Origin of the sequence: Novosphingobium sp. SL115 (genome assembly GCF_026672515.1) — a bacterium.
Lineage (GTDB): Bacteria > Pseudomonadota > Alphaproteobacteria > Sphingomonadales > Sphingomonadaceae > Novosphingobium.
In genome coordinates, this window is sequence record NZ_JAPPRG010000003.1 from 379,146 (window position 1) to 396,493 (window position 17,348).

11 protein-coding genes are annotated in these 17,348 nt (G+C 62.6%); 6 read left to right on the plus strand and 5 right to left on the minus strand.

Annotated features, from left to right (window positions below):
• Positions 1–19: 19 nt before the first annotated feature.
• Positions 20–2,683, minus strand: coding sequence for a TonB-dependent receptor (locus OVA07_RS18035; protein ID WP_268173071.1), 2,664 nt, complete (start codon positions 2,681–2,683; stop codon positions 20–22).
• Positions 2,684–3,000: 317 nt separating this feature from the next.
• On the opposite strand from OVA07_RS18035, the gene OVA07_RS18040 reads away from it, so the two are divergent.
• From OVA07_RS18040 to OVA07_RS18050, 3 genes are all read left to right on the plus strand, one after another.
• Positions 3,001–4,203 carry an AAA family ATPase gene (locus tag OVA07_RS18040; protein ID WP_268173072.1) on the plus strand — a complete coding sequence of 401 codons (1,203 nt, stop codon included), beginning with the start codon at positions 3,001–3,003 and terminating at the stop codon, positions 4,201–4,203.
• An 80-nt stretch (positions 4,204–4,283) separates the two neighbouring features.
• The gene (locus tag OVA07_RS18045; RefSeq protein ID WP_268173073.1) at positions 4,284–5,408 is read left to right on the plus strand and encodes a ParB/RepB/Spo0J family partition protein; all 1,125 of its coding nucleotides are present in this window, start codon (positions 4,284–4,286) and stop codon (positions 5,406–5,408) included.
• A gap of 210 nt (positions 5,409–5,618) precedes the next feature.
• Complete coding sequence (locus OVA07_RS18050) at positions 5,619–6,950, plus strand: replication initiator protein A (protein WP_442789681.1); 1,332 nt, start codon at positions 5,619–5,621, stop codon at positions 6,948–6,950.
• Positions 6,951–7,547: 597 nt separating this feature from the next.
• Here the strand turns inward: OVA07_RS18050 and OVA07_RS18055 are convergent.
• The gene (locus OVA07_RS18055) at positions 7,548–8,537 is read right to left on the minus strand and encodes a hypothetical protein (protein WP_268173075.1); all 990 of its coding nucleotides are present in this window, start codon (positions 8,535–8,537) and stop codon (positions 7,548–7,550) included.
• A gap of 254 nt (positions 8,538–8,791) precedes the next feature.
• Between OVA07_RS18055 and OVA07_RS18060 the strand changes: the two genes are divergently transcribed.
• Positions 8,792–9,874 (plus strand): DUF3089 domain-containing protein, encoded by a 1,083-nt coding sequence (locus tag OVA07_RS18060; protein ID WP_268173076.1) that lies wholly within the window; start codon positions 8,792–8,794, stop codon positions 9,872–9,874.
• Between the two features lie 173 nt (positions 9,875–10,047).
• Here OVA07_RS18060 and OVA07_RS18065 read toward each other — a convergent pair whose 3' ends face one another.
• From OVA07_RS18065 to OVA07_RS18075, 3 genes are all read right to left on the minus strand, one after another.
• Positions 10,048–11,796, minus strand: coding sequence for a hypothetical protein (locus tag OVA07_RS18065; RefSeq protein ID WP_268173077.1), 1,749 nt, complete (start codon positions 11,794–11,796; stop codon positions 10,048–10,050).
• A gap of 114 nt (positions 11,797–11,910) precedes the next feature.
• Positions 11,911–12,816: an oxygenase MpaB family protein gene (locus OVA07_RS18070; protein ID WP_268173078.1), complete on the minus strand. Its 906-nt coding sequence runs from the start codon at positions 12,814–12,816 to the stop codon at positions 11,911–11,913.
• Positions 12,816–15,263, minus strand: coding sequence for a TonB-dependent receptor (locus OVA07_RS18075; RefSeq protein ID WP_268173079.1), 2,448 nt, complete (start codon positions 15,261–15,263; stop codon positions 12,816–12,818). The genes OVA07_RS18070 and OVA07_RS18075 overlap by 1 nt, the downstream gene beginning before the upstream one ends.
• 162 nt (positions 15,264–15,425) lie before the next feature.
• Here OVA07_RS18075 and OVA07_RS18080 point away from each other — a divergent pair, with 162 nt between their 5' ends.
• Both OVA07_RS18080 and OVA07_RS18085 read left to right on the plus strand, forming a co-directional pair.
• Positions 15,426–16,166, plus strand: a complete 741-nt coding sequence (locus tag OVA07_RS18080) for a helix-turn-helix transcriptional regulator (protein ID WP_268173080.1) — start codon at positions 15,426–15,428, stop codon at positions 16,164–16,166.
• A 55-nt stretch (positions 16,167–16,221) separates the two neighbouring features.
• Positions 16,222–17,346 carry an acyl-CoA dehydrogenase family protein gene (locus OVA07_RS18085; protein WP_268173081.1) on the plus strand — a complete coding sequence of 375 codons (1,125 nt, stop codon included), beginning with the start codon at positions 16,222–16,224 and terminating at the stop codon, positions 17,344–17,346.
• The last annotated feature ends 2 nt before the right edge of the window (positions 17,347–17,348 follow it).

Genomic DNA, 17,348 nt, shown 5'->3' on the forward strand with positions numbered 1-17,348 from the left:
GTGATCCTTTCCCGTTCGATCAGAAGTTGAAGCGCACGCCGAACATGTAGCGCGAACCGATCTGTTCCACCTCGGTCGGCTGGGCCAGCGTGTCCTGATAGGCGACGTAGGTTTCATTGGTGAGATTGGCCGCATCGGCAAACAGGGTGAAGGTATCGTTCACCGCATAGCGCAGCGACACATCCAGATTGCCATAGGACTTGCGCGATTCCCCGCTGCCAAAACCGCCAAGGCTATCAAGCCAGTCAGACCGCCACTGATAGCTGACGCGCGCCGAAAGGCCGTGCTTTTCGTAATAGAGCGAGGCGTTCCAGATGGTGTCGGACATGCCCTGGAAGGCAACGCCCTTGTTCTGCACGCCATTGATGACCTGGGTATCGAACTGGCCGTCAAGGAAGGTGATGTTGCCCTGGAAACCAAGGCCGTCAAGCGGGCCGGGCAGGAACGTGAACTGCTGTTGCAGCGCCAGTTCCACACCATAAAGCCGCCCGTTCTGGCCGTTGAAGGTGGAGGTGAGCAGATAGCCCGACCGATCAATGCCGGGCACGTCGAACACATCGGAACCCACGACTTGCGCGTTCTGGTAGAACACGTTGTCGACCCAGCGATGGAACGCCGCGATCGAGATCAGGCCGTTGCCGGGCAGATAGTATTCCACGCTGCCATCCACGCCCCAGGTATATTCGGGGGCAAGGCCGGGATTGCCGCCCGTGATGGTGCCGGGCGAATTGGTATCGTTGATCGATGCACCCACGCGGATCGCGCCATAGGCCGGCCGTGAAACGCCGCGCTGGCCCGAAAGGCGCAGCACCAGATCATCGCTGGCGGTGAAGCGGGCGTTGATGCTGGGGAACAGATCGGTGGTGCTGCGGCTGGCCGAAAGCGGGGTGGCGATGCCCGCTGAAACCACGGTGCCGCTGTTGTTCAGACGGTAATGTTCCACACGCACGCCGCCGGTCAGCAGCAGGTTGTCCATATCCGCGCTGACCATGACATAGCCGGCCAGCGTCTTTTCGCGCTGGTTGTAGCGGTCCGTCAGGGGAACGTCGTTGGCCGGATTGTAAAGCCCGGCAGCGGTCAGCTTGGGCAGCAGCGTATCCAGCGCGGCGCGCATGGCGCGATTGTCGACATAGTTCAGCGTAAAACCCAGCGGCATGCCGGTATCCCAAGGGGTATCGGTGACGAAGCTGTTGACGTTGAACGGCTGGCCCACCGTAGCGCCCAGCGCGCCCACGGCGGCGACATTGGCGGTGGAGAAGTTGTTCCCCGCAATCGTGCGGTCGGCATACATGCCGCCTGCCGAAAGGGTCAGCCGGTCAAACTTCTGGCTGATATCGGCCTTGACGGTATAGCTGTCCGATACGGTGCGCTGACGCGCGGCGATATAGATCGTGCCGGCATTGTTCAGCGTGGTCTGATTGAACGAGGAAAGCTGCGTGGTCCCGCGCGCCAGCGCCGCGCCGTTCAGCACCGTGTTATACAGCGTGACGATGGGATAAAGCGGGTTCGACCGGTCATAGGTGAGCGAGGGCGAATTGGTGCCCGACGTGCTCGACTGCACCAGCGGCAGATAGCTGGTGTTATCGGTGCGGGCATAGTTCAGGCGGACATTGGCAGTAAGCCCGCTGTCGGTGCTGTAATCACCACCAATCGCCCCGATATAATTGCGGTTGCGATATTCGCCATAGTTGAAGGTGCCGCGCATGGGCACGCCCACCAGACTGCCGCTGTCCAGATTGCGCGTGCCGCTGGCCGCGCGGTCGAGCCGCAGTTCGTACTGGTTACGCTGTTCATCATCGTTGAATTCGGTGAAGATCGCCTTGGCCCAGATGCGCTGTCCGGCAACCGGTTCATATTCGATGCCGCCGAACAGGCCGTTGTTCCAGCGTTCGATCTCATACTGACGGATATCGAATTCGGTCGGGCCGAACGTGGTGTCGGTAGCGCTGGACGGCGCATCATAGGCGCCCACTTCGCGGTTATCGGTCAACTGCTTGCGGCGATAGTGCGAACCACCAAGGACGATACCGAAGCTGTCGTTCGCCCAGCTTACCCGCAGCGACCCCTGCCGCTGTTCGCCCTTGCCCAGATCCATGAAGCCATAGCCCAGGTCACCCACAACATGCAGGCCCTTGCGTTCCAGCGGGGACCACGTGCGCAGATCGACATTGGCGACGATGGCGTCCGCCGGGATTTCGGGCGTCAGCGATTTGTTGATGACCATGGATGACAGCAGCACCGCAGGCACCGCATCGAAACGGAAGGCGCGGGTATCGCCACCTTCATCGACGCCGATCATCGGCACGCCGTCGATCATCACCGACGTCCAGCGGTTGGGCGCACCGCGGATCTGGATATAGCGTTCCTGACCCTGATCGCGCTGCACCGCCACGGCTGGCAGACGCGAAAGAGCAGCGGCGCTGTTCTGATCGGGGAAACGGCCCACGGCATCGGCGGCGGCCACATCGACAAGGTTGGGCGCAAGGCGCTTTTCACGGATCGATGCGGCCTGCGCCTCGGCGATCATGCCGGTGACGACGATGGCATCGCCCGCAGCCTCTTCGGGTGCCAGTTCGGTGGCGGGCTGCGGCGCATCCTGCGCCAATGCGGGCGCGGCGGCGATAGCAAGCGTGGCGATGACGATGGTCGCGCGGGCAGACTCGGCAAGAAGTTGATGCAGCATTATGGACCCCCTGATGTTCAGCCGTCTGGCCGTTGCAGGGTCCGCTAGGGAGGCAAAGCTACAGTCGCGGGGCAGTTTGGCGTCAGCAAAATTAAGATGTTGCAGGCTGGTGACGTTTCCAACGGACAGCGAGAATCACACGTGGCCCCATTTTGCTGCACAAGGCGGCTTTGTTTCAGCAGGTGTTCACAAGATATGGGGCCTTAAAGAACCCCATTGCACCAGATCAGGGGCAAGGAAGCCTATTTCGCATGAGAATTGCGTGACTGAAGGAATTTGGCTAATAGTTCGGCCAAATATCTTCAAGAAGGCGTAGCATGGCCGAACCAGTTTCAATCGTCAGCCAGATCGGCGATCTTGCTTCTGCCGGAGAGCGGATGATCGAGCGTCTGCGCCGCAAGGCGTTTCTGCCCGATAGTCGCAAGGGACTCAATGTCCGCATCGGCATTGCCGAAGCCGCACAATTGCTGGGCTGTTCTACCAACCGCATCCGCATGGCCGAAGACGATGGCCGCCTGCCCCCGCCACCTGCAGGCGAAAACGGGCGCAGGCTGGGCTATTCGATGGAAGAGCTGATGCATATGCGCGAAGTGCTGGGCGCATCGCCTGCACGCGCGCCAATGGATGTGCCCGCGATCATCGCGGTGCAGAACTTCAAGGGCGGCGTGGGAAAATCCACCGTCACCACCCACCTTGCCCACTATTTCGGGGTGCAGGGATACCGCGTGCTGGTGGTGGATTGCGACAGCCAGGCGACCACCACCACGCTGTTCGGCTTCAACCCGCATTTCAACATTACCCGCGATGAAACGCTTTACCCCTATCTGTCCATCGACCCGACGCAAACCGACCTGCTCTATGCGGTCAAGCGCACGCCGTGGCCCAATGTCGATCTGATCCCGTCGAACCTTGAACTGTTCGATGTGGAATACGAACTGGCCGCTGCCGGCGCGGACGGACAATCGGTGCTGGCCGCGCGGTTCCGCAAGCTGAAAGCCGGGCTGATGGACATGGCCCGCGATTACGACGTGGTGATCCTCGATCCGCCGCCTGCCCTTGGCACCATTTCGCTGGCCGTGATGCAGGCCGCGAATGCGCTGCTGGTGCCGCTGGCCGCCACCACGCCCGATTTCTGTTCCACCGTGCAGTTCCTGTCGATGATGGATCAGGTGATCGCCCAGCTGATCGAAGCAGGCATTGCGGTCGATTATTCGTTCGTGCGGCTGATGTGCTCCAAATTCGACGGGGGCGATCCCAGCCATGAAATGGTGCGCACGATCATGGAGCAGACGTTCGGCCCCGCGCTGTTGCCGGTGCCGATTCTGGAAAGCGCCGAAATCAGCCATGCCGCATTGCGCATGATGACCGTGTACGAACTGGAAAAGCCCATTGGCACGCCGCGCACGCACAAACGCTGCCGCGCCAATCTGGACGAAGCGATGGGCCAGATCGAACAATTGGTGCGCGCCGGATGGGGCCGCGTGGCCCCTGCACGCGAAGAGGACGTGATCCATGCATGAACGTCCGCAAACCGCACATCATGCTTTCCTACAAGGCAATGTTCACCATATGTCCCGCACCTTTGCGAACGAGGTGACCCATGGCGCGTAAGCAGTCCGATTATCTGGCCGCCCTTCTGGCCGACGAAGCGACCATCGAAACCAAATCCGCCGCGCCCGAAATGGCAACGACGGTTGAAACCGCTGCGCCCGCCCCGCTTGCCGCAACATCGCCCATGCCCGAACCGCTGGTCGAAACCGCCCTGCCCCACCGCAGCGAACGGTTGCGCGGCACCACATTGCTGGGCCGCGAAAGCGCGCTGGCGCGGGTTGCCACCGGGGAAGTGCGGCAGGTGACGCAGCTTCTGCTCGATCCGGCGCGGGTGCGGGTCTGGGCGGGCAATGCCCGGTCCTATGAACACCTGTCTGCCGAATCGTGCCAGGAACTGATCGATTCGATCGTGGCCGAAGGCGGGCAGAAGGTGCCTGCAGTGGTGCGCCGGGTCGAAGGCGATCCGGATTACGACTATGAAGTGATTGCGGGCACGCGGCGGCACTGGTCGATTTCGTGGTTGCGGCGCAACTCGTACCCCGATCTCAAATTTGTGGCGCAAGTTGTCCAACTGGACGATGAAGCCGCGTTCCGGCTGGCCGATCTGGAAAACCGCGCGCGCAAGGACGTGTCCGATCTGGAACGCGCGCGCAACTATGCCCAGGCGCTGAAGGACCACTACGGCAATCACCTGACCCGCATGGCAGAACGCCTAAAGCTTTCAAAAGGCTGGCTTTCCAAGATGCTGAAAGTGGCTGGCCTGCCTGATGCCGTGCTGGATGCCTTTGCCAGTCCGGCCGATGTGCAGCTTAAGCCCGCCTATCCGCTGGCGCAGGCGGTAGATGATCGCACGGCGTCGCCTGCCATTCTGCGCGAAGCAAAAGTGCTGGCCCGATTGCAGGATGAACGGCGCAAGGCTGGTGACCCTGCCCTGCCTGCCAGCGAAGTGATTGCCCGGTTGCTGGCCGCGCCCAAGGTGGGCGAAGCCAAGCCCCGTCCGCTGGTCTATCACGGGCGCGATGGCCGCGTTGCCGTAAGCGTGCAATCGGCCAACCGTCAGGGCGTGACCCTTCGCCTGCACGCAGGCGCAGGGATCGAGCGTGAACGCATGATCGAACTGGTTCGCAACGCGCTACTGAACCTCGACGAAGAAGGCCGGGGGCTGCAGCGCTGATGGGCCGAATTGGGGCACAAGGGTTTTGGCGCAGCGTTTCCCTGGGGAAACACGCGCCCGGTTGTGCCCATCCAGCCCCCCTGCCCTGCCTCCTGTTTCCCCAGGGAAACGCGCCTGCCATGGACAAGCGATGGCACGATGATCGGTAAACGCCCCCCTTCCCGCACATCGCATTCACGCCCGCAGGTTTCGGGCGGCGAACAATTCGACATGTTCCTGCCCTATGTGGCGGACATGCCGATGCGCGATCAGCGCGAGATGATGGAACGCCCGTTCTTCAGTCTGGCCAAGTCCAAGCGGGTAAAGCCGATCGATTACACCAGCCCCGACGGCAAGCTGTGGGTGCATGTATCGGCCAGCCCCGATTATGGCATGGCGACGATCTGGGATGCCGACATCCTGATCTATTGCGCCAGCGTGCTGGCCGACATGGCGCGGCGCGGGGCCAATGACGTGCCGCGCAAGTTGCACCTGATGCCCTATGACCTGCTGCGTGCGATTGGCCGTCCCACCACGGGCCGCGCCTATGAGCTGCTGGGGCAAGCGCTGGACCGACTGGTCGCCACCACGATCAAGACCAATATCCGTGCTGAGAACAGGCGCGAGGCCACGTTCTCATGGCTGGATGGCTGGACGCAGCTTGTCGATGAAAAGACTGAGCGTTCGCGCGGGATGACTATCGAGCTGTCCAACTGGTTCTGGGAAGGGGTGATGATGAAAGGCGGCGTGCTGTCGATCGACCGCGCCTACTTCGACATTACCGGCGGCCGCGAACGCTGGCTTTACAAGGTGGCGCGCAAACACGCAGGGGGCGCGGGCGAAGAAGGCTTTGCCATTTCCATGCCGGTGCTGTTCGAGAAATCGGGCGCCGAAGGCGAATATCGCCGCTTCAAGTTCGAGATATTGAAGCTGGCCGAAAAGGACGCCCTGCCCGGTTATGCCCTGTCGGTGGAAACGGCCAAGGCCAGCGGCGAACCTTTGCTGCGGATGCGGCGGATTGACGGCAAGGATGGCGCAGATCGCCCCCTGCCCGACACCGTCCAGGCCAGCACGCCCGCGCCACATCAGAATCAGCGGTCGGAATCGCCTGTCTCAACCTTTGCCGGGGTAGGGGAGGGGGCCGCCGTGGAAGGCGACACTGCGCAGACTGCAGTCATGGAACGGCCCGATGTTTTCCCAGGGAAACACGCTGATCGTTCTTCTGGCCCATCGACTTCGGCGCCTTTTCGGCAAAGCGGTTCTACCACCACCCCGGCAACGGGTGCCCGGTCACGCCAAGACAGCGACACCGTTGACGCCAGCGCCCTGATCCGCAGCGCGATTTCCGGGATAAGCGACGCTGCCACGCGCGGCTTCATCGCCGATGAAACCTTTACCCACTTGCGCGAAACCTGCCCCGGATGGGATCTGCACGCGCTTCATGCCGAATTCGAACGCTGGGTAAACGCCGATGCGACCCGCCTGCCGGCAAATTGGCAGAAGGCCTTCATCGGCTGGGTAAAGCGCCATGACCAGAAGCACGGGCACACTCTGCGCCGTTGAGCGTCCGTGACTGCCGCCACCAACGCCTGCGATGCGTTGCAAACGGCCCGTTCTGCCCCACCTGAAATGCTCGCCCGGAATACGTCACGGAACGTGCGCTACCAGCATTCATCCGGCATCATCTGGCAAACGCACGTGGTCCAAGGTCCATACCCGCCGCTCATGCTTGCTGTCCGTTCCCGAAGTGTCGGGCCATGCCCTGGCTTGTTACAGCGCGATTTCAGCCAGCCCGGCTTCTCCACAGAATTTGAACGTCTACAGGTGCGATGTGTTGGAAAGTGATTCAATGTCCACAGGCGAACCCGCGCCTGAACCGGTCCATCGATCCATCAGGAACGGCCTGACCCCAGACATCGACCTATCGGGAACGCAGGGACGACCTATCGGGAACGGGGTTTCGATCCATCAGGAACAATCTCTCGACACACCGGGAACACGGGCTTGTTCCGACTCGGCGTGTTCCGGCGATTCGGCGCGGGTGGCGCAGACCTTAACCTGTCTAACTCTGATTAAACCCATCTAACCGGCAGGAAGACTGGTTGTTTGGGAGAATGGGGGAAGGGCGCATGGGGGGGCAGGGCAGGGCATGTCCCGAGGTCACAGCGCTATGACATATCGGCGGAAGGCATTGCCGTGCGTAATCTCGCGCAGCAGCCGCCGTTCGCAGCCTTGCGCGATGAGCAAGGTGGCGGCCTGCCGTGAAAGGCCCAGTTCCTGCGCGGCGCGGGTGGCGGTAAGCGAGGGGCCGCGTGCGGCGAGCAAGGCAACTTTGCGCAGATGGGAGTTCCGCCGGGTGCCGACACAGGCCGCGTCCAAGCCCGATAGCCACAGCCGTAATCTCTTGTCCAACCGCACCACGGTTGCAGCACCGGTGCTGGCGGCATTCAGCCACGCCAGACGGCAACGGACGGCGCGCCCACTTTCAGACAGGTCGTGGGCATCGTCATCCCCAAAGCCTGCATCATCAGGCCCGGTGCCCGCACACAGGCGCAGCCACGGCGTCTGGCGCTGTTTCATGCCGATGGCGACAATACCCCCTGCGCTAAGGTTGCTGTCGCCCAGCGCATGGCGTTCGGCCAGCATGACCCCGATTACCGGATTGCCTGCCACAAGCGGCGCGGTGCGGACGAATTCTGCGGCCAGATCGGCAGCGGCAACCAGAGGGGGGAGGGTGCGGGCAGGGGCGCGCGTGCGCCGTTCCCACGCGGTCAACCGATCAGATGCCAGCGGCAGCGCCTGATCCGCCGGAGTAGCGACGGGGGAGCGGTCAGCACCGTCGAGCCATTGAGTGACTGTGGCAGCACCGGGAGGTTGCAGGCTGGCGGGCAGGGGGCGTTCAAACGCCCGCACGAACGCGAAGGGCCATTGCCGCCACGCGCGCCGCGAAAAGCCATAGTCGGTGGCAAGCTGATCGGGCATGAAATCCTCGCCCTCAAGCCAGGCAAGGCCGTCCTGTTCGGCAAGGCGCACCCGTGCCAGAAGCACGTCAGGTTCCGGGAACAGGGCAAGCCGTTCCTGCGCGGCAGACAGCGCGGCGCGGGCATCGCCATAGGCCGAGATGAGGGTTTGCGCTGCCTCTATAATCATGTTTGAAAAACAGATGATTGTAGAAGCAATGTCAAGCTAAATGCAGTTTAGATTGCGCCGGTTGTGCTATTGTTATTGCCGGTGCAATGGCATGCCGAAGCGTAAGCGGCATCAAGGGTTGTGGCCCAGTCTGTAGCCCAGTCTATGCCGCCCTGTTTCTCCACCAGACGACAAGGGCTGTGGCCCCGCTTGGCTTTCGGCATGCACTGCGCTGCGATAGGTTTGGCAGGCACAGGTGATGAGGTAGTATTGGCATGGCCAAAGGTAAGGTCTTTTCCGTTCTCGCTGCGGTTTTGTGCGGGATGCTGCCTGCTGGCGTGGCATTGGCGCAACCCGCCGAAATCGCGGCCATGGCGCCGCCAGCGCCCGATTATGCAGATGCCGCCAACTGGGCCGCAGGGCCAGCAGGGCCAGGCGCTGCGGCAGCGTTGCCTGCCGGGGCATCGGCAGCGGCGGTCAATTCGCCTGCCGATGTGTTCTATCTGCACCCCACGACCGACCGTTCGCCCACGTTGTGGAATCAGGACACGCGCGATGCGGCGTCCAATCGCTGGGTGGATGAAAGCACCATTGCGCGGCAGGCTAGCGTGTTCAGCGCGTGCTGCGCAATCTATGCACCGCGCTATCGCGCTGCCACGTACAAGGCTTTGGGCAGCGCCGCGCACCGCGACGCGGCCTATGCGCTGGCCTATACCGATGTGGAGCGCGCGTTCGACTGGTTCCTGAAGAATGTCAGCAAGGGCCGTCCGTTCATCATCGCCGGGCACAGCCAGGGTGCAAAGCATGTGGGCGATTTGCTGGAAAAGCGGGTCGAAGGCACGCCGCTGCGCAAGCGCATGGTTGCCGCCTATATTATCGGCATCAACATTGCCGAGGGTGAGTTTGGCCGCCGCTTCAAGCAGACCGGGCCGTGCAACACTCCTGCGCAAACCGGCTGCGTGCTGCAATGGAATGCGCTGGCCGCAGGGGCCAATCTGCCGATGGTGGCAGGCGCATTTGAAAAGAGCTTTACCGACGTTTACGGCCAAGTCCCGGGCCAGCAGATGCTGTGCATCAATCCCGTCACGTTCGACGCGCGCCGCCCTGCTGCAACCACTGACGAAGCCAAGGGCGCAGTCCCCGGCGATCCCGGCACGGGGCCGATGCTGCCCTTGCGGGCAAAGGCGGTGGCCGTGCAATGTCAGCGCGGCATGGCGATGACATATGCCATGCCTGGGCTGGACCTGAAAGAACTGCCGGGAGGATCACTGCACTATGAAGACGTTGCGCTGTTCTATGAAGATATCCGCGCCAATGCGGTTGTGCGGGTGAAAGCATGGGGCAGGGGGCGGCGGTAAGCGGAACCCTGACGCCAACGCCAGCTCTAACCCTTGAGACGCGTGGCGAAATTTCGTCCTGAAGGGACGGGCCGCTATTGTGGATAGCTGACTCTCCCGCCATGATCGAATTTGTCCACGCGCCCAAATCGCTTTTTGTCTGGTGATTATGCCAAGACCAGCATGACCGCCATTTACGGGGCTTCTACCGCGGCGTTCGGCGCAGGTTCTTCGACCATGCGCAGGCCCATCTTTTCCATTTGCTTGCGCATCCAGGCGCGCTCGTCCCATTGCAGTTTGGGATCGGTGCCGGGGACGGTTGCACCGGCGGGCGTGACCGACAGGTTGCCCGTTTCGTCAACCGCCAGTGCCATCGTTGCGCCTGCGATGGTGATCGCGGCGGTGCCTTGCGGCGCATAGATTTTCTGCGGCTTGCTGCTGGTCACTTCATCGCCGAAACGGATTTCCTCGCGCAGCGCAATGAATTCGCCCTCGCGCGCTTCGAACACGTATTCCAGTCGCAGGGGCTTATCAAAGCCGCGTTCGTCATCGCGTTCAACCGGCGGCGCGCCGTCGTTTGATGATGTGCTGGCGTTGTAGGATACGCCGGAAATGCCGAAGGCGGGTTGCAGATCGGTCAGGACGGTGTGGTTGCCCAGCTTGCTGTACGGCAGGCAGGCCGCCGACCAGCCATTGCGGCCAACCGGATCGGGTTTGTCCTTTGGCCCGGTTTCGCGGTGGACGGCGGTACACCATGTCAGTTCAAGGTCGATCTGGCGGAAATCTTCGTCGCCCAGATTGGGCAGGCTGGGGATACCGTTACGGGTAAAGGTCAGCGATGACTTGGCCGGGAAGCCATAGACCACGGTTCCCGCAGCGACCGAGCGTTTGCCGAAAAGGTTTGAAACCATGACGTCCTGCGTCAACCGTCCGTGATAGGCGTGGTGGAATGGCACGCTGGCGATGGCCGCGCCCTTTGCCACAGTGCCTGATGCGATGGTGGCGCCATCGTCGGCCATCATGATGGGGTAGGGAAATTTCTTCAGCGCAACCAGCCTGGCCTGATCCGGGGTGAAGCCCACGCTCAATTCCACCAGCGAATTGCCTTCGATGCGGTAGAGCGCTTGTGGATCTACCGGGCCTGCCAGTGCAAAGCGCGGGTTCTTCTTTTCGCCAATGGTGAAGGCAAACGGGCCAAGCTGCGCGACAAAGCCACCGGGCGGCGGTGGGGTGGCCCCTGCCGGAACGCTGTCCAGCCTGCGGCTGCGGCGGCACGAGGACAGGGAGCTGTCCTTTTCCATCCAGCCGAAAGGCTGAAACCGTTCTGCGTTGCTGTCGTCAATGGAGCGTGCTGCAAACCGGGGGCGGTCATGGTCACGCGCGCAGTTTTCAAGATCGATGGTCACTGCCGGGCGCTGGTCATCGGGCGCGATACGATAGGGCAAGGGTTGATCCAGTTTGCGCGACGCCTTCATCACGGTCAGGTGATAGGGTTTGGTCCCGCGTTCGGCGATGGCTTCTGCCGCATGGTCAAACTGGCCGTCGGCGTTTTCATCCACCAGACAGGCCGCAGGCGCGCGGTCAGACGCGGCCTGACAGAAATAGCGCGGCGCGCGCACCAGATCGAGCTGGCCAGACCGCATGGCCGACACCAGCCCGCCGGGAAAGGCGCGCCACAACAGCGTTTGGGCGCCGTTCACTTCGAGCATGGCGACCTGCATGGGCTTTACGTAAAAGCGGGTAAATGTGCGATCCGCTGGTGCATCGCCCCTGACCCACAGCAGGCCTTCGCCATCGCCCGGTTCCACCTTGTCGAGTACCAGCGGCACGTCGACGATCATGGCGTCGCGGATGGCCTGAACTGCTGCGGTTTGGCCGGCCGCTGGCACGGATTGCAACACGGCACAGGCAACCCCTGCTGCCAGAACAGCCCTTACGTTCATCAAGCACCCCCCAATTCTGAGGGAGGAACATGGACTTAACCAGCCAACTATCCAAGTATTGACGGTAGCGGGCCAAGTACAAATGTGTGGACAATCTTAACAGTAGCGCCGGTTTCAGCCCAGTCCCTGCAATAGCCGCGCGCGTTCGGCGGCGGGACGGTAGAGGAAGTTGGCGGGCAGGCCGAGCCGCACGCTGGCCTGACAGGGGGCCGATGATGGCACGGGGCGGGCATCGGCCAGTTTGCCTGCCATGCGCAGGGCCACGGCATCGAACCGGCCAAGGCGATAGCGCTGGCGCAATTCAAGCCGGTCCTGCAACCATTCGGGCAGGAGCGATACGGCGGCGCGCGCCACCGCGCGGTGCAGGAACTTGGGGATGCTGGGGGCGGCGCGGCCGGATTCGATGATTTCCAGAAATTCAAAGATGATCTGGTGCGGTTCGAACCGGGGTGCCAGTTCGTCCATCATGCCCATGAAATCGGCCACCGATTGTGGGGTGCGGCGCGCGCCAAACTGCCGGCCAATGGCATCGCCATCGCGCATGAAGCGGTCCTTGTCGGCAGGGGTGACCGGAGAGACGAAACGGTCATAGGCGGTGAGGAAGCCATAGGATGCAGTGGCGGCCACCCAGTCGAGCAGGGCTGGGTCCATCGCCCGGTACTTTTCGCCCGCCGGGGTTTCTCCCACTACTTTGCCATGCATCCGGTTGACCATGCCGATCACGTTGCGCGCGGTGCTGGCCGGGCCATAACAGGCCAGCATGGCGACTACCCCGGTGCGGCGCGACCGGCCAATGGGATCGGCCTTGTAGGTGGAATGGTCCCACACCCCGCTGCGAATGCGCGGATCGGCAAATTCCAGCAGCACCGCCGCGATACCGCCCACGCCCAGCGCGATCTGGTTCTTGTAAACGCGCCACTGCACGGAATCGGGCGGCAGCAGGGCAGGTTCGCCCATGGGCGCGGCGAAATCGATCCGCGTGCCCATGTAATTGTCGGCCATTGCGGTTGGGTCCACCATCAGAAATCATACCCCAAAGTCAGGCCGAAGGTGCGCGGCGGGTTGGGGAAGCGGACCACGACGTTGGCGTTGCTGGCCACGGCTGACCAGTAATATTTGTCGAACAGGTTCTTGGCCCAGATTGATGCCGACCAGCCGCTTTCGCTTTTTACTCCGATGCTGCCGTTGACCACGGTGAAGGCGTCGATCTTGTAGAGCGCGAGGTCTTCGAAAATGGTGTTCGACTTCGATTGATAGCGCACACTCATCGCACCATTGAACGAAAGGCCGCCGCCTATGGGCGTATCATAGGCCAGCGTGGCGCTGCCCTGAAAACGCGGGCTGTAGATGAATTCGGCTCCGTCGAAGTTCTGCGGCTGGCCTGCCGCATTGGTGCCGTTGTAATTGCTGATCCGCGTTTTCAGCCACAGCGCGTTGCCGGTGAGGCTTACCCCCTGCGCGGGGCGCACGGTCAGTTCGCCTTCCACGCCATAGGCTTCGCTGTCGGGCACGTTGTCCAGCCGTGACAGTGCGGTATAGATGGGGTCAGCAAAATAGGTGCTGATCTGCTTGTCGCGGTAATCGTAATAGAAGGCTGAAAGGTTGGCCTGCACGCGGCGGTCGGCAAGGCTGGCCTTTATGCCCAGTTCATAGGCGGTCAGCTTTTCCTGCGTGACGGGCGCGTTCTGGCGGGCAAGGTTGGCGGCGTTGATGGGCGTGGTGCCCGATTTATAGCCGCGCGAAACCGAGGTATAGGCCAGCGTATCGTCATTGGGCGACCAGTCCAGCGCCACCCGCCATGCCACGTTGTTTTCCGACAGGGTTGAACGCACTTCGCCAAATTTGCCGGTGACCGGATCGAACGTGTTGCACTGCCCCTGCGTGATCGGCGCGGCAAACACGCCATAGGATTGGAAATACAGCGCGCGGTTCACCACGTTGACGTTGGGCAACATGTTGCCATTGAAGTCGCGCGAACAGCCGTTGTAGCGCTGCCGATCTTCTGTGTAGCGGATGCCGGTGGTCAGCTTCAGCGTCCGGGTAAACTGCCAGTCGGCATTGGCGAACACGCTCCATGTGCGGGTGTTGATCCGGCCAAAGTCTTCATACGTGCGGAACGCCTGCGATATTTGCGCCAGGGTATAACCGCCCGAATTGAACGGCGTGGCCAGAAGCCCTGCGCCCGCCGCGCGGATCAGTCCGACATTGGCGTTCTGGCCCAGCAGGGTGCGGTTGGAATCGATGATGCGGTCATTGGCGTAGTAGCCGCCGACCAGCCAGTTCACCGTTTCGGTTTCGCCTTCAAGGTGCGCTTCCTGCGCGAAGGATTTGATCCGGCCCACGGTGTTCTGCAACAGCACTTCATAAGGCGCGCCGCTCCAGTCAGACAGGGCGTTGCGTTTGAAATCGTTATAGCTGGTCAGCGAAACGAACTTCATCGTGTCGCCGATATACTGATCCCAGCGCAGCTTCAGGCCCCAGAACCGGTTGTTTTCGCGCAATGGCCCATCAAGACCAAGCCCGGTGCCGACATCGGCGCTGCGGGCCGCTTCGGGTGCCCAATCGGCCTGCGTGGCGCTGGTTGGGAAATTATTGGCGATGTAATTGGCAAGGCCCGGCGTATTGAAAAAGCGCGAATTACTGGTGCCCGTTACCGGGTCTGTCGCAGGGGTAAAGCCCACGCCCTGTCCCGCCACGGTGTCAGACCGGTTGCGCCACCAGAAGGCGGACAGGTCGATGTGGGTCTTGTCCGTGGGGTCAATCGCCAGCGCGCCGCGAATGCCAAGCTTGTCGATTTTGCCCAGCCGTTCGCCGCGCGTATTGCTGACCTGCCAGCCCTTGTCAGACTGTTCGGACCGCACCGCGATGCGCGCGGCAATCCCTTCGGCCAGAGGGCCTGAGATATGGCCGCCAAGGTTCCATGTCTTGTAATTGCCAACGTCTGCGCTGACGCTGCCTTCGAACGTGTCGGTGGGCTTTGCCGTGATGAAGTTGATGAGGCCTGCCGTGGTGTTGCGGCCATAGAGCGTGCCCTGCGGGCCTTTCAGCACTTCTACCCGTTCAAGGTCCATCACCGGGCCGGTGTTCATGATGGGATAGGCATAGGCCACTTCATCTACATACGTGCCGACGGTGGACGTCGACGAAAGGTTGATGGTGTTGAAGCCGATGCCGCGCAGGGTATAGGTCGGCACGCCCTGATAGCTTTGCGATACGGTAAAGCTGGGGGCCACGGCGGTCAGATCGCGCACATCGGTTACGCGCAGGGCTTGCAGCGTGTCGGCGGTGACGGCCTGAATGGCCATGCCGACATCGTTCAACGATTCCGCGCGGCGCTGTGCCGTGACGATGATTTCATCCGGGCTGGCCGGCTGGGGTGGGGCAGCTGCATCGGCGGCCAGCGCCGGGGAAACCGGCAGCGCGCACAGCGCCGTGCCGATCAGGAGTGTCTTGCGAAATCCCTTCATGTCCGATCCTCTCATCCCGTGTTTCGGGCCTTGTCGGCAGACCGGTCTTTGTGCCAGCCTTGCGCCAAGGTTGGGTTGAGAGGACGATTTTCACCGTCCGCCAACAAGCTGTCATCGCCGTCAGGTTTTGACCGATCAGGGCTTTGACGAGAGAGGATGCGCGTGGCCGACGAGAGCCATCAATGCTGGGCCGCCATGCCCGATCTGGTTGCCGCAGTGCAGGCGGCGGGCGATGCCGCGGGCCTGCCGTTCATTGCCGCGCAGGCCGATCTTGGCGATCCTGAACCGATGTCGGACGAGGCGGGACGGCCTTATGCCGAAACCGCGTTCCGCTGGATCGATCCCGCCCATGCCTATTGGCGTGACCGCAAGCTGGCCTTGCAGGTGCCGTTTCTGACAGCGGCGCGGCTGGTGGCTGAACCGTTCTTCTACAGCGCGGGGCGGCTGGGCACATGGCGGAACAGTAGCCTGCTGGACGGGGTGGATTGCCGCGTGGTGGCAAAGACCTTTACCGGAGAAGCCATTGTCGCGCCGGTGCATCTCCCGCGCGGCATTGTGGGCGCGGTGGTATGGTGCGCGCGCGAGGTGGTGGGCGTGGCTGACGCCTTTGCCGCCCATGCCGAACATATGCAGGCGGTCGCTCTGCGCCTTGTCGCCACCCACAACGAAGCGCGCGGACGCCCGCGCAATGCCACCATCCCGCAAAAGCTGACCCGGCGCGAAGTGCAGTGCCTGCGCTGGGCGGCGGCGGGCAAGACCGACAGCGAAATCGGGATTATCCTTGACCTGTCGCACTCCACCGTGCGGTTCCATTTGCGCAATGCAGCGGCAAAGCTGGGCGCGACGGGCCGGGCGCAATCTATCCAGCTTGCGGCGGGGCTGGGCTTCGTCGGCGCATCCTGACGCATCCATCAGCTTTTTCCGCGCAACGCTTAACGGCACCATCAGGGGCATGACCATGACCGACGATACCGCCACCGCAGCTTTCCGTGCGCAAGTGCGCGCTTTTCTGAACGCGGAACTGACGCCTGATCTGCGCGATGCCACGGCCCGCGCTACCAGCGTGTTCATCGATCCTGCCGTCACGCTGAAATGGCAGGCCATCCTGCACGAGCGGGGGTGGGCCGCGCCCGATTGGCCCGCACAGTTCGGCGGTCCCGGCTGGGACGATATGCAGCGCTATGTCTTTGCGGCAGAATGCGCGGCAGCGGGCGCACCGTCGCTGGCGCCGATGGGGCTTAAGATGGTGGCCCCGGTCATCATGCATTATGGCACGCCCGATCAGCAGGCGCAGTACCTGCCGCGCATCCTTTCGGGCGAGGATTACTGGTGTCAGGGCTTTTCCGAACCCGGTGCCGGGTCAGACCTTGCCGCGTTGCAGATGCGCGCGGACCGGGATGGCGCGGACTATGTGCTGAACGGGTCGAAGATCTGGACCACGCACGCGCATTTCGCCAACCGCATGTTCTGCCTTGTGCGCACATCGGGCGAAGGCAAACCGCAGGCGGGCATCACGTTCCTGCTGCTCGACATGGCCAGCCCCGGCATCACGGTAAAGCCCATCCGCACGCTGGCGGGCGACCACGAATTCAACCAGGTGTTCTTTGACGATGTGCGCGTGCCGCAGGCGAACCGGCTGGGCGATGAAAACGCCGGGTGGACCGTGGCCAAGCACCTGCTGACGTTTGAACGCGGCGGCAAATATGCCCCGCCGCTGATCGGGCGGCTGAATGTCCTGCGCGAGCGTGACGGGCATGACCCCGTGCTGGCGGCCCGGCTGGCGCGCGAAGCGGTGTCGCTGCGCGCGTTGCAGGCATTGGAAATGAAGGCGATGCGCGGGGAAGGGGGCAGCCCCGCGCTTTACGCCTCGGTCCTTAAAGTGCTGGGCACGCAGGCCATGCAGCGGATCGATGGCCTGGCCTGCGACGTGGAAGGCATGGCAGCATGGGCCGTGCCCGATGGACAGACCCCGGCCAGCCTTGCCAGCGCGGTGCCGCGCTATCTGAACGACCGCGCGGCCAGCATCTATGCCGGGTCCAACGAAATCCAGCGTGATCTGATCGCCCGCGCAGTGCTGGGCTGAAA